Raw genomic sequence first — 12,878 nt, 5'->3', positions numbered from 1 at the left:
GTCCGGCTGGAGGGGTGCGACCAGCGCCAGGCGCCGCTGCGTGAAATGGCCGGCGTCGCGCGGTTGGGCGGCGAGCATTACAGCCTGCTGCAGCGAGGCTGGCTGCGCCTGACTGCGGTGCTGGAGCGTGAGGCGGGACTTTGACCCAGCCGCTGCTTGCCGAAGGGCCATTGGCTTATGCAAGCGATGTTTCCATTCCAACCATTTGTTGTCTTGAGGAGCTTCGATGTCAGCCGAACTCAATTTCTCATCCATGGCGCACGGCTTGTCGCTCAGGCCCGTGCGCAGCGGGGACGAGGCCTGCATCAATCGCATCTACCGCAGCGCGCGGCCCGATCTGCTGTTGATAGATGGGGAGGCCGATCTGATCGAGACGGTGCAGCGCCAGCAATTTCAGGTGTTGCAGATGGGAGCCGGGCAGCAGTTTCCCAATGCGATGCACTTCATGGTGGAGAAGGTAGGCAGCGCGGTCGGCGTGGTCATGGTCGACTTCGGGCACAACGAAGTGCGCATCATCTTTCTGGCCATGCTGCCGGAGGCGCGCGGCAAGGGCTACGGCAAAGTGGTGTTGCAAGGTCTGCAGCAAGCGGCGCGGCAGGTGTGTTGTCCGCTGGCCGCCGTGGTGTGGCATAACAACGGCCAGGCTCGCAAGCTGTATCAGTCGCTGGGCTTCGTCCTGGAGGAGCCGGGAGCGATGGCTGATAAGCTGGTGTGGTATCCGCAAACGGAAAGCATCATGGTTGGGGTGTCTGGATAGCCTGAGCCGCGCACGGACAGGGGCATGGTCCGCGCGCGGAGTGCATCTAATTGAACGGCAGTTGAAAGTAGCAATACTGCCGGTCTCGTCCCATGGCGCCGGTGCGGCTGATCCAGACATTTTCCAGGGTGCGCTCTGGCTGGTTTTCCGCAGCCGGCAGCTGCAAGTGGCCTACCGCATCCACCAATGGGGTGGTGCCGACAGCGATCAGCTCCACCACGAAAGGCGTACGCTGCTCGGCCTCCCAGCCGGGCACTTGCGACAGCGGTTTTTGGCGGACCGATTGAATTTGCAGCTCAAGCTCCACTAGCTCCGGCACCCGGAAATGGCAGACCTGGCCGATCAAAGGGACGAAGTCTTCGCTGCAAAGTTGGTTCAGCATCATGCTCTCCTCGGGATATTTTTATCGCAAGGCGGCAGCGGCGCAACCGCCGCCGCCTGTTGCCGCGCTTATTGTCTGGTGGGGAAGATGCCTTGCACCGCGATACAGAAGTTCAGCGCCAGGTACGGGTTCAACACGCTGACCGGGGTCGTGCCGCCGGCGACATCCGTGTTGCCGCTCAGACCCAGGCCCTTGACGGTGACCGGGCTTTCCAGTTGCTGGCTCCAGATGGTGGCCAGGCCGGTACCGCCGCCGGATGCGCCGAGATATGGGTTGCTGGTGCTGGGCGCGCTGGCCGGCGTCGTTGGATTCGGCACCGTTGTGGCTTGGAAGCTGACGTTGACGGCGGAGGTGCCATGGTTGTGAAGGGGCATATTGGCGGTCAACAGCGCGACGGTTTGATGGCCGCCAAAGTTGCCGATGGTGTAGGACGGCAGATTGTAGGTGGGTTGAGCCGGCCCAATGCTGATCGGCATCCGTCCGCACAAATTGGGCAACTGGAAGGTGCTGGGGGGGGTGCCGCCGTAATAATTGCCAATGACGGCATACAGCGCCTGATTCTGGCTGACCTGCAGCGTCTGACCCTGGCATTGCGCCCAGTCAATCGGCGGATAGTCAAAACCAAAGGGGATAATGGTGCCGATATAAGCGTCCACGTTTGCTCCTTCGTCGATGATCCTGTCGGCGGAATTGCCGGCAGGGGAGAAACATCCATCGTTGACATAGGTTTAGCCCATGGGGACGCGAATTCAATCGTCATTGTCATAATTTATGATAAGTAGTTCCACTTAAGCATTTTCAACCACAGTTCAAGGCGTAGCGCAGGACGGATGGAGATTGCGCGGTGGCGGGGGATGCCCCGCGCTTGGGCGTGGATGGAGCCATGTCTAGGGGACGGGCATGCCGTTACTGATGGGGTGGGCTGCTGGGATTGTGGCTTGCGCTTTCCTGTCCGAATTGCCGGCTGCCAGCGCGCTGGCCGGGATTGTCGCGGGGGCGGCGGGGTTGATGTGGCGGGCGATCCCGCGTTGGCGGCCGTACACCGTCTTTCTCTTCGCATTGACGCTGGGGCTGGCTTATGCCGACTGGCGCGCGCAGCAGCGAATGAACCAGGAGCTGGCGGCCGAATGGGCGAAAAAGCCGGTGGAGTTTATCGGCACGGTGCGGGGCTTGCCGGACCCGGGCGAGTTTGGCGTGCGGTTGACGCTGGAGGTGGAGCGCGTGTTGACACCCGGCGCCTCGTTGCCGCCCAAGGTGCAGATATTCGATTACCGAAACCAGGTTTGGCCGCCTGGCAGCCGCTGGAGGCTGTCCGCCCGCTTCAAGCCTCGGCGCGGCAGCGCCAACCCGTTTGGCTTCGATGCGGAACAATGGCTGTGGTCGGAAGGGTTGCTGGCCAGCGGTTCGGCCGGCAAGGAACGGTTTCGCCTGGCGGACCGCGCGGATGCGATGGCATGGGTCGATGGCTGGCGCGCCGCGCAGGTGGGGCGGATCGAGAGCGTGCTGGGCGTCGGGCGAGAGTCGGCGCTGGTGGCCGCGTTGACCGTCGGCGCCCAACAGCGGGTGGCGCGGGAGGACTGGCGCTTGTTCTCCGCCACCGGCCTGACCCATATCGTTTCCATTTCCGGTCTGCATATCACCATGTTGGCCGGTTTGGCCGCCTGGGTGGCTTCTTGGCTGCTGCGGCGCTGGCCCATGTTCAGATCGCCGCGGGTGGCCACGGCGGCGGTCGCCTGGCTGGTGGCGGCGGGCTACGCGCTGCTGGCGGGGTTCTCGGTGCCAACGCAGCGCACTTTGTTCATGCTGCTGGTCGGCGGCGGCTGCCTGTTGCTGCGCCGCCAGCTATCGCCGTTTCAGGCCTGGTGGCTGGCCTTGGCGCTGGTGTTGCTGATCGACCCGTTCGCCGTATTGGCGCCGGGATTGTGGTTGTCGTTTGGCCTGGTCGCCGCCCTGATGTTCGGATCGTGGGCGCGCAGACGACCGGCTGCGGCCTGGCGCGCCGCGCTAGGCGGCCAGTGGTCGGCGGCCGTCGCCAGCCTGGTGCCGTTGGCGGCCTGGTTTGGCGGGTTTCCCCTGGTTTCGCCCTTGGCCAATGCGCTGGCGATTCCCTATGTGTCCCTGCTGTTGACGCCCGTCGCGCTTTTGGCGGTGTTGTTGCCTTGGGATGGTTTGCTGCCCTTGGCTGGATTCTTGGTTCATGGATTTTACTGGGGTGTGGATTGGCTGGCGCGAGGGCCGGCCTGGCATGTTGCCGGCCCGCCATGGCCCTTGCTGGTTTTGGCCGGGATCGGCAGCGTCTGGCTGATTGCGCCGCGTGGCGTGCCGGGCAGGGGTTTGGCCGGCTTCTTGTTGCTGCCCGCGCTGGTTTATCGTCCGGCAGGGCCGGAGGAGGGGGCCTTCCGGGTGACGGTGCTGGATGTCGGGCAGGGGCTGTCCATGCTGGTGCAGACCGCGCAGCATGCGCTGTTGTTCGATACCGGCGCCGGCGATGCCGGGCGGGTGGTGCTGCCGCAGTTGCGCGGCTTGGGGGTGGCATCGCTGGATGCCTTGCTGTTATCGCATCACGATGCGGATCATGACGGCGCGGCGGAAGGCGTGTTGCGGGAGATGCCGGTGCGGCGTTTACTGGCGGGGCAGCCGCAAACGCTGCGCGCCTGGCCGGCCGGGCCTTGCCGGCAGGGCGATGCATGGACCTGGGATGGCGTGCGCTTCGAGGTGCTGGCGCCATTGCCGGATATGCAGCCGACGGAGGACAACGCGCATAGCTGCGTGTTGCGGGTGGCTGGCGCGAAGCATGCGCTGCTGGTCAGCGGCGATGCACCGGCGCTGGTGGAGGAGGCGCTGGTCGCGCATTATGGAGAGCGCTTGCGCAGCACGGTGCTGATTGCAGGCCACCATGGCAGCAGAACCTCAAGCAGCGAGGTTTGGCTGAAGGCGGTCCGACCGCAGTTGGCCGTGGTCAGCGCCGGCTATATGAATCGTTATCGCCATCCGCATCCGACTGTGCTGCATCGTCTGCGGCAGCAGGGCATCGCGCTGCTGCGTACCGATCTGGACGGCGCCTTGACCCTCGAATTGGCGGATGCGGTGGACTGGCAATGCCTTCGCTTGCAGCAGGCTCGCTATTGGCGGGCGCGCGGCGATTGCGCGGCCCAGCCGCTCACGTCTGATTGACCACGGCGATCACGCGGTTGCCGTTGCCTTCGTAGCGCAGGCTGTCGAACGACAGTTTGCGGGCGATCAGGATGCCGCGGCCGTGGCAGGTCATCAGCGAGGCCGGTTCGGCGTTTTGATAGTACGCCCAGTCGAAGCCATCCCCCATGTCCTCTATGGTGAACTGCAGCTGATGGCCTTGGTGGTCGAATTCCAAAGCGACTTGGCGGTCGCTGTATTCCGGGGCCTGCAGCCGGTTTTCCAGTTCATTTTCCCAGGTGCCGGCGGCAATCAGCTGGCTTTTCTCTTCGTAGCTGATGCCCAGGTTGCCGTGCTCGATGGCGTTGACCAGCAGCTCGAACAGGCCGGTGGCCACGCGTTCCGGCTGGCGGCTGGTTTTGGCCAGCAAGGCGGTGATCGCCTGCGCTTCGCGGTGGGTGCGGCAGCGGAAGCGGGCGCTTTGCAGATGGCGCAGCGCATCGACATGCAGATTGGCCAGCTCGCGGAAATGCGCGTAGCGGTCCCAGTGGCCCACCGCCGCGCCGACGATGGCCAGCAGCATGTCGCGCGAGAACGGCTTGGTCAGATAGTAGAACGCGCCGGCCGCCAAGCCTTCCTGCACGCTGGAGGCGGCGCCCATCGCCGTTTGCATGATGACGGGCAGAAACTCCAGCCTGGGCTCGGCCTTGATCTTCTTGAGCACGTCGAAACCGCTCATGCCCGGCATCATCTTGTCCAGCAGGATGGTGGAGAATTGTTCGCCGTCGCGTTGCAGGATGTCCCAGGCCACCTCGCCGTTTTCCGCCAACTGGGTTTCGTAGCCGGCATCCTGCAGCAGCTCGGACATCAACTCAAGGTTGAACGGCTCGTCGTCAACGAGCAAGAGTTTATGAGGCATCAGGGAGTCCCTCCTCTAGGTTCCGCTGAAACTGCTGCGGGATGCAGAATGTAAATACGGCGCCGCCATCCGGCCGATTCTGCGCGCGGATCTGTCCGTGATGGGCATGGATGATCTCACGGCTTATCGCCAGCCCCAGCCCGGTGCCGCCGGCGCCGGTCTTGGTGGTGCTGCTCTGGATGAACTTGTCGAATATGGTTTCCAGTTCCTTTTCCGGAATGCCCGGACCGGCATCTTCTACACTGACAATGGCCCATTCCCGGCCTTCCTGCTCGATCAATTTGGCGCGCACATGAATATCGGCTCCAACCGGACTGAATTTGACGGCGTTGGACAGCAGGTTGCGTATCACTTGGCCGATACGGAAGGGGTCGATGTCGGCGACCAGCAACTCGGGAACGCACTCCAGCTGCAGACGGATCTGGCTGCGGCTGGCCAGCGGGGTGATTTCATCGCAGGCGTCGCGCAAGCACTGGCTGAGATTGTTGCGGCTGATCGAATAGTCCATGCGGCCGACTTCCATCTTGGCCATGTCCAACAAGTCGTTCAGCAGCGTCAGCAGGCGGTTGCCGCTGGCATTGATGCGGCCGAAGTACTGTTCCAGCTTGCCATCGTCCAGGCTGCGCGCGCGCAGTTGCCCCATTTCGGTGAAGCCGAGGATGGCGTGCAGCGGCGTGCGCAGCTCATGCGACATATTGGCGAGGAATTCGGTCTTGGCGCGGCTGGTTTCCTCGGCCAGCACCTTGGCGCGCCGCAGCGTGTCTTCCACCGAGCGCTGCGCCGAAATGTCCTGGTACACCCAGATGGTGCCGAGCTTGGGCACCGATGGATTAACCGCCTTGCCGTGCAGCCGGCACCAGAACAGCTTGCCCTTGCCGGTGCGCAGCCGCACTTCGATCTGCACCACCTTGCCGTCGTTGAGCAGGCTGTACAGCGCCTTGCCAGTACGCTCCCATTGATCCGGATTTTCAAAATAGGGCAGGGTAGGCTGGCCGATCACGTTGCGGCCCTGCTGCTGAAACAGCTCCAGAAAGGCGTTGTTGACCTGGCGCAGGTGGCGATCGACGATATAGGCCATCGCCAGCGGGCTGGCGTCCAGCAGCGCCGATAGTTGCCGGCTCTGCACTTCCACCTGTTCGGCCAGGCTGTTTTTCAGGCGGATCAGCGCTTCTTCCTGCTGCTTGCGCACCGTGATGTCGCGGCAGACGGTGACATAGAACCAGTCGTCCGGCATCACCACGCGGCTTAGCGATAATTCAACGGGCAGCAACTGGCCATCGCTGCGCAGCAGGCTGGCCTCGAATGGCCGGCCCTCGTGCTCCAGGGCGGTTTGTTCGAAGCTTTGGTTGGGATTGTGGCTGTACAACTCCGGAAACAGCACGCCTACCGGCAGGTGCTCCAGCGAGGTCGCGCTCTGATCCACTAGGCCGGCCGCCGCTGGGTTGGCCTGCAGGATGTGCCCGCCGCGGTCGATCAGAATGATTGCGTCCGAGCTGGCTTGCAGAATGGCGCGCTGGCGCGCCTCGCTCTGCGCCAGCGCCTGTTCCGACTGGACGCGGTCATTGATTTGCTCGTTCAGGCTGCGCGTGTTCTGCTCCAGCTGTTGCTGCTGTAGCTGCAACTGGCCATGCAAGCGCTGGTTCTGCCGCAGTTGGCGCTGCTGCAGCAACAGCAGCAGCGCCAGGATGCCGGCGGAGGAGCCCAGCATGGTCCAGGCGGAGGGCGGCAGCATCGGGTGAATCGGCTCAAGCGCGTAAGCGCCCAGCAACAGCTCGTTGCCGCCCACCGTGCTGCGCCGCGAGAAGCTCGGCGCATCGGAAGGAATGGCCTTGCCTGGTTGCGAGTCCAGCAGGGGAATGTCCGGCTGATTCTTGCTCCAGACCAGCAGCCGCACATGGTGCAAGGGGTTGTCGGCGACCAAGGCGTCGCCCATGGGCTGAGTCAGCCGCTCCTGGCGCAGATTCAGCAGCAGCAGCGTGTGGTCGTCGCCCAGCCGCGTGACGATATCCAGCCGATGGCTGCCGGAACCGGCGCCCTGGCTGGGAAGCAGCATGGGCAGATCGCTGCGGCGCGCCAAATCGAGCAGCCACTTGGTATCGCCCTGGTGGCTCAGGTCCAGGCCTTGCGGCAAGGCGTTGGCATCGTCCGGCAGATAACTGGCCACCGGGTAATACTGCATTTGCGCCGGACTGGGCACCAGGTGTTGGTTTTGCAGATAGCGTATGCCGGTGGCGATGCGGTTCTCAAAGGCCTCGCGCTGATTCTGTTCCACCAAGACCACGGTGCCGATGCCGGCAAACGCGCTATCGTCGCGCGCGACGCGGCGGGCAAGTTGCTGAAAGGCATGCGCCGGGTCGCCGTTTATCAGTTGTTGCGCCATGATGCGCGAGTGTTCCAGCGCATCGCCCAGCTGCAGCACCACCAGGCCGGTGGCCAGCGAGCCCCAGTGCTGCTGTTGCTGTTGACGCTCGTTGCGGTCGTGCTCCAGCAGCAGCCAGTATTCAGTCAGCAGCAGCGCCGCGCTTAGCGCGATGCCCAGCAGCAGCGTGGAGAGGCGGTTCAACCGCGGCATATTAGCCCCGTCAGCGTTCGCTTAGTTCTTGATACAGCGCCTCGAATTCGCGCGACAGTTTGTGGCGCGGGTCCAGGAAGATCATGGGGCGCGCGGCCTGGTGCGATTCGCGGATTTTGACCGAGGCCGACAGCGGGGAGGCCAGCACCGGCAGGCCTTCGGCTTTCAATTCGTCCACTAGTTTGACCGGCAGGCTGGCGCGCGGCTGGAACTGGTTGACCACGATGCCTTCGATGAACAGCGCCGGGTTGTGATCGGCGCGGATCTCGTCGGCGCTGGCTTTCAGATTGTACAGGGCGTGGCGGGAGAAGGCGTCGCAGTCGAACGGGATCAGGCAGCGATCCGCCGCGATCAGCGCGGAGCGGGTGTAGAAGTTCAGCGCCGGCGGGGTGTCGATCCAGATTTCGTCGTAATGCGGCGCCAACAGGTCCAGCGCTTCCTTCAGCTTGAACATCTTGTAGCGCGATTCCAGCTTGCCCATCAGCTCGGCCAGCTCCGGGTGCGAGGCCAGCAGCGACAGGCCGCTGATGGCGGTGCCGCGGACGAATTCATGCGGCTCCTTGCCGAACAGCGAGATATTGAGCATCTGCTGGAACAGGTCGGCCACGCTGGGGGAGCCGACCGCCGCGGCTTCTCCCAGCAAGTACTGGCTGGCGTTGCCTTGCGGATCGAGGTCGATCAGCAGCACGCGGCGCCCCTGGCTGGCCGCCACCGCGGCCAGGTTGACGGCGATGGTGGACTTGCCCACGCCGCCTTTCTGATTGAATACCACGCGTCGGATGGTCATGACTGACTCCTGTTGATAGCGGTGCGGCGACAGGCTCAGAAGCCGGGCTGCCCTTTGCAGACCAGCAGCATTTGTTGATAACTGGCGGAATTCTGCACAACCGGCATGGATTTTATCTGTGCGTCATTATAGGTGAAGCTGGCGATCTGCCGGCCGTTTTCATCGAACAAGGTCATGTCCAGCAAGCGGAAGGTATGTTGCGAGCAATCGATCTGCCAGGTGTTCAGCGATACCTTGTGCCGAGGCGTGGTCAGGAAGTTTTCTTTTTTCAGATTAAAGATGGTCTTGCGGTCGCGGAAGGTCGCCAGCGCGCCCTGGCGCTTGATCGACAGCAAGTCCAGCTCATTGAGGATGTTGCCATTGGGCGAAACGCCCAGGTTCTGCCAATCGGCGCTGGCCGGCTGCGTGGCGGGCGCGGCCGGCTTGGCCGCCGTCTGGGACGCCGTGGTGGACTGCTGCGGCGTGGCGGCGCAGCCGGCCAGCAGCATCAGGGCAAGCAGGGAGGCGATTTGGGTACGCATATCAGGGTCTCCGGAATTTCCCGCAAGTGTCGCATGGCGGAGGGGCGGCGGGGAACCGCCGCTGCGATGCGGCAGAAATTTTCAAAAATTTTGGAACTTAACTCGGGCAGGGGGAGTCTTTCACAGTGCGAGAGCATTTTTCCTCTTCGTTTCACATTGTCTCCATCCAACTTATGGCCGCCTCCCCGGGCGGCCACTTTTTTTGCCTATCGTCCCCCGCGGCGGATGCTTGCCGTACAATACCGCTTTTCCCGCAAGGCGTTTCTTCCGGCATGCACGACGCAGTCTCCATCCTTAATCATATTTTCGGCTATCCGGAATTCCGGGGCCAGCAGCTGGAGATCGTCGATCAGGTGGCGCAGGGCGGCCATGCCCTGGTGTTGATGCCCACCGGCGGCGGCAAGAGCCTTTGCTATCAAATCCCGGCGCTGCTGCGCGACGGCGTGGCCATCGTGGTGTCGCCGCTGATCGCGCTGATGCAGGACCAAGTGGCCACGCTGCAGGAACTGGGCGTGGCGGCGGCCTGCCTGAATTCCGCCACCGGGCCGGACGAGGCGCGCGACATCGCCCGCCAGGCGCGCGCCGGCACGCTGGACCTGCTGTATGTGGCGCCGGAGCGGCTGTTGACGCCGCGCTTTCTCGAGTTCCTGTCCCAGCTGAAGATCGCGCTGTTCGCCATCGACGAGGCGCATTGCGTCAGCCACTGGGGCCATGATTTCCGGCCGGAGTACCAGCAACTGGGCCTGCTGGCCGAACGTTTCCCCCAGGTGCCGCGCATTGCGCTGACCGCCACCGCCGACGAGCAGACCCGGCTCGACATCATCCATTACTTGAAGCTGGCCGAGGCGCGGGTGTTTCTGTCCAGCTTCGACCGGCCCAATCTGTTCTATCAGGTGGTGGAAAAGCACAACGCCAAAAAGCAGTTGCTGGACTTCATCCGCCATGAGCATCAGGGCGCTACCGGCATCGTCTATTGCCTGTCGCGCAAGCGGGTGGAGGATACCGCGCAGTGGCTGCGCGAAAACGGCATCGAGGCGCTGGCCTACCATGCCGGCATGAGCCATGCCGAGCGCGAGGCCAACCAGCGGCTGTTCCTGCGCGAGGACGGCATCGTGATGGTGGCCACCGTCGCCTTCGGCATGGGCATCGACAAGCCGGACGTGCGCTTCGTCGCGCATATCGACATGCCGAAAAGCCCGGAAAACTTCTACCAGGAATCCGGCCGCGCCGGCCGCGATGGCCTGCCGTCGGCCAGCTGGCTGTGCTACGGCCTGAACGACGTGGTGCAGCTGCGGCAGATGATAGAAGGCGGCGAGATGGCCGAGCTGCAAAAACAAGTGGAGCTATCCAAGCTCGATGCGATGCTGGCCTTCTGCGAGACCGCCGGCTGCCGCCGCCAGCACATCCTGGCCCACTTTGGCGAACAAAGCCGCCCCTGCGGCCACTGCGACAACTGTCTGCATCCGCCTATCACTTACGACGCCACCGAATCGGTGCGCAAGTTGCTGTCCTGCATCTATAGAGTGGGTCAGCGCTTCCCCACCGGGCACGTCATCGACGTGCTGCTGGGTCGGCAGAATGCCAGCATCAGCCATCACCGCCACGATCAGCTCAGCACCTATGGCATAGGCAAGGACATGAACCAGCGTTGGTGGCGCTCCATTGTTCGCCAATTGGTGGCGCGCCAGCTGGTGCAGGTGGACATCGCCCGCGGCCAGTCCCTGGTGCTGACCGATGCTTGCCGGCCGCTGCTGAAGGGCGAGCAAACCATCTATCTGCGGCCGCTGGCCGATGAGAAGAAGTCGCGCGGCAGCGGCGCGGCCGACCGCTGGCTGCGCACCGAACGCGAGGAGCGGCTATGGCAGGCGCTGCGTCGTTGGCGCCGCCAAGTGGCCGACGAACACAATGTGCCGGCCTATGCCGTCTTCTCCGACCGCACCTTGCGGGATCTGGTGGAGAAGCGCCCTGATAGCTTGGCCGGTTTGCAACGCATCTATGGATTGGGCGAACTGAAACTGGCCCGCTATGGCGACGCGCTGCTGGATTGCCTGCGCGCGGCGCAGGACTAAAGCCCAAGCGGCGCTGGACGTTTTGTTACGCCATGCGTGACCACATTCTTATACAATTGGTCGCATATTTGTAAATTCGGAGAATTCCATGGCAGTGAATCTGAATCCGCCGCAAGCCGGCCAGTTGCCGGCGATTGCCGGCGTCGAGCTGCTGGTGGCCGAAGCCGGCATCAAGACTCCGGGACGCAAGGATGTGCTGGTGGTCCGTCTGGACAAGGGCAACACCGTGGCCGGCGTGTTCACCCGCAACCGATTCTGCGCGGCGCCGGTGCGGCTGTGCCAGCAGCATCTGGCCGCAGGAGTGCAGATTCGCGCGCTGGTAGTGAACACCGGCAATGCCAACGCCGGCACCGGCGTGGATGGCCACAACCGCGCGCTGGCTGTCTGTCAGGCGGTAGCGGAACAAAACCAGCTGCAAGTGGAGCAGGTGTTGCCGTTCTCCACCGGCGTCATCCTGGAGCCGCTGCCGGCCGACAAGATCATCCAGGCGTTGCCGACGCTGCGCCAGGCCGACTGGGCCGAGGCCGCCCAGTCCATCATGACCACCGATACCATCGCCAAGGCGGCCAGCCGCACGCTGGAAATCGACGGCAAGAAAGTCTCCATCACCGGCATCGCCAAGGGATCGGGCATGATCCATCCGAATATGGCCACCATGCTGGGTTTCGTGGCCACCGATGCCGCCGTCACCCGCCCGCTGTTGAATCAACTGGTCAAGGAAGTGGCGGACCAGTCCTTTAATAGCATTACCGTCGATGGCGACACCTCTACCAACGACAGCTTCATTCTGATTTCCACTGGCAAGAGCGAAGCTGCGCTGATCGACTCCGTCGAACAGCCGGCCTACCTGCAGTTGAAACAGGCGCTGCTGGAGGTGGCCATCGAACTGGCGCAGGCCATCGTGCGCGATGGCGAGGGCGCCACCAAGTTCATCACCGTCGAAGTCAACGGCGGCCGCTCGGTGGCCGAGTGCAAGGATGTGGCCTACGCCATCGCCCGCTCGCCGTTGGTGAAGACGGCCTTCTTCGCATCGGACCCGAATCTGGGCCGTCTGCTGGCGGCCATCGGCTATGCCGGCGTGGCGGATCTCGACGTCGATCGACTGTCTCTCTATCTAGATGATGTGCTGGTGGCCTGCGACGGTGGCCGCCATCCGGACTACCGCGAGGAACAGGGCCAGGCGGTGATGAACCAGAGCGAGATCACCGTGCGTGTCGAGTTGGGACGCGGCGCGGCCTGCGCCAAGGTGTGGACCTGCGACTTCTCCTATGAGTATGTCCGCATCAATGCCGACTACCGCAGCTGATCTCTCTATATAGATAAGTTGCAAAACCGGCTATCTGTGCAAAAAGCTCCCTTCCGAGGGAGCTTTTTGCATTTCAAGCCATAAGCACACACGGTCTGCCGGCCCTTTCTAAGGACGGTCCTGACGGGAAATAAATAATTTCATATTCATATATTGTTGCTTATCAGTCGTTTGCGCGACATCTCGTAAAAAACCTGCATTTTTCTCAAAAAACCTGTTGACCGAGGGGGAGAGCGCAGGTATAGTTCGTCTCCTCAGCTGACGCAGCGAACGAAGCCAGCCGAACGAAACAGGTTCCGGCAGCGATCGCAGCGAAGGCACTGCTCTTTAACAGAACGAATAACCGATAGGTGTAAGTGCTTGGCGAAAGCCAAATACTTGCACTGCAAGAGATAGGAAATACCAGTTATTTCTTTGAACTTGCGTGCCAGAA

At 63.0% G+C, this 12,878-nt stretch carries 10 protein-coding genes; 4 read left to right on the top strand and 6 right to left on the bottom strand.

The features are described from left to right. Positions 1 to 226 precede the first annotated feature (226 nt). A complete protein-coding gene (locus tag JHD59_RS20380) occupies positions 227 to 757 on the top strand; it encodes a GNAT family N-acetyltransferase (RefSeq protein ID WP_199155576.1) in 531 nt (176 codons plus the stop codon). A gap of 46 nt (positions 758 to 803) precedes the next feature. Here the strand turns inward: JHD59_RS20380 and JHD59_RS20375 are convergent, their stop codons facing one another. Both JHD59_RS20375 and JHD59_RS20370 read right to left on the bottom strand, forming a co-directional pair. Next, a complete protein-coding gene (locus tag JHD59_RS20375; RefSeq protein ID WP_103318112.1) occupies positions 804 to 1,139 on the bottom strand; it encodes a hypothetical protein in 336 nt (111 codons plus the stop codon). Between the two features lie 68 nt (positions 1,140 to 1,207). Beyond that, on the bottom strand, positions 1,208 to 1,795 hold the full coding sequence (locus tag JHD59_RS20370; protein WP_199155575.1) for a tail fiber protein: 588 nt from the start codon (positions 1,793 to 1,795) through the stop codon (positions 1,208 to 1,210). 244 nt (positions 1,796 to 2,039) lie between these two features. On the opposite strand from JHD59_RS20370, the gene JHD59_RS20365 reads away from it, so the two are divergent. Next, entirely contained in the window at positions 2,040 to 4,313 is a 2,274-nt protein-coding gene (locus tag JHD59_RS20365; protein WP_199155574.1) for a DNA internalization-related competence protein ComEC/Rec2, read from the top strand. Here JHD59_RS20365 and JHD59_RS20360 read toward each other — a convergent pair. The 4 genes from JHD59_RS20360 to JHD59_RS20345 are packed head-to-tail and all read right to left on the bottom strand — an operon-like array spanning position 4,300 to position 9,070. Then, on the bottom strand, positions 4,300 to 5,190 hold the full coding sequence (locus JHD59_RS20360) for a response regulator (protein ID WP_103320208.1): 891 nt from the start codon (positions 5,188 to 5,190) through the stop codon (positions 4,300 to 4,302). The genes JHD59_RS20365 and JHD59_RS20360 overlap by 14 nt on opposite strands. After that, entirely contained in the window at positions 5,180 to 7,762 is a 2,583-nt protein-coding gene (locus JHD59_RS20355; protein WP_199155573.1) for an ATP-binding protein, read from the bottom strand. Before JHD59_RS20355 ends, JHD59_RS20360 begins: the two co-directional genes overlap by 11 nt. A gap of 10 nt (positions 7,763 to 7,772) precedes the next feature. After that, on the bottom strand, positions 7,773 to 8,543 hold the full coding sequence (locus JHD59_RS20350) for a ParA family protein (protein ID WP_368671632.1): 771 nt from the start codon (positions 8,541 to 8,543) through the stop codon (positions 7,773 to 7,775). Between the two features lie 41 nt (positions 8,544 to 8,584). After that, on the bottom strand, positions 8,585 to 9,070 hold the full coding sequence (locus JHD59_RS20345; RefSeq protein ID WP_103320213.1) for a surface-adhesin E family protein: 486 nt from the start codon (positions 9,068 to 9,070) through the stop codon (positions 8,585 to 8,587). A gap of 272 nt (positions 9,071 to 9,342) precedes the next feature. On the opposite strand from JHD59_RS20345, the gene recQ reads away from it, so the two are divergent. Both recQ and argJ read left to right on the top strand, forming a co-directional pair. Next, positions 9,343 to 11,139, top strand: coding sequence for a DNA helicase RecQ (gene recQ, locus JHD59_RS20340; protein ID WP_103320214.1), 1,797 nt, complete (start codon positions 9,343 to 9,345; stop codon positions 11,137 to 11,139). A gap of 88 nt (positions 11,140 to 11,227) precedes the next feature. Next, the gene (gene argJ, locus JHD59_RS20335) at positions 11,228 to 12,445 is read left to right on the top strand and encodes a bifunctional glutamate N-acetyltransferase/amino-acid acetyltransferase ArgJ (RefSeq protein ID WP_199155571.1); all 1,218 of its coding nucleotides are present in this window, start codon (positions 11,228 to 11,230) and stop codon (positions 12,443 to 12,445) included. The last annotated feature ends 433 nt before the right edge of the window (positions 12,446 to 12,878 follow it).

Source organism: Chromobacterium sp. ASV23 (genome assembly GCF_016428945.1).
Taxonomy (GTDB): Bacteria; Pseudomonadota; Gammaproteobacteria; order Burkholderiales; family Chromobacteriaceae; genus Chromobacterium; species Chromobacterium sinusclupearum.
Note: the sequence above shows the minus strand (reverse complement) of the source record. Positions and strands in the feature narration are given on the sequence as shown.

Coding starts and splice junctions, on each gene's coding strand:
- JHD59_RS20380 (WP_199155576.1), top strand. CDS start 227: ATGTCAGCCGAACTCAATTTCTCATCCATGGCGCACGGCTTGTCGCTC.
- JHD59_RS20375 (WP_103318112.1), bottom strand. CDS start 1,139: ATGCTGAACCAACTTTGCAGCGAAGACTTCGTCCCTTTGATCGGCCAG.
- JHD59_RS20365 (WP_199155574.1), top strand. CDS start 2,040: ATGCCGTTACTGATGGGGTGGGCTGCTGGGATTGTGGCTTGCGCTTTC.
- JHD59_RS20360 (WP_103320208.1), bottom strand. CDS start 5,190: ATGCCTCATAAACTCTTGCTCGTTGACGACGAGCCGTTCAACCTTGAG.
- JHD59_RS20355 (WP_199155573.1), bottom strand. CDS start 7,762: ATGCCGCGGTTGAACCGCCTCTCCACGCTGCTGCTGGGCATCGCGCTA.
- JHD59_RS20345 (WP_103320213.1), bottom strand. CDS start 9,070: ATGCGTACCCAAATCGCCTCCCTGCTTGCCCTGATGCTGCTGGCCGGC.
- recQ (WP_103320214.1), top strand. CDS start 9,343: ATGCACGACGCAGTCTCCATCCTTAATCATATTTTCGGCTATCCGGAA.
- argJ (WP_199155571.1), top strand. CDS start 11,228: ATGGCAGTGAATCTGAATCCGCCGCAAGCCGGCCAGTTGCCGGCGATT.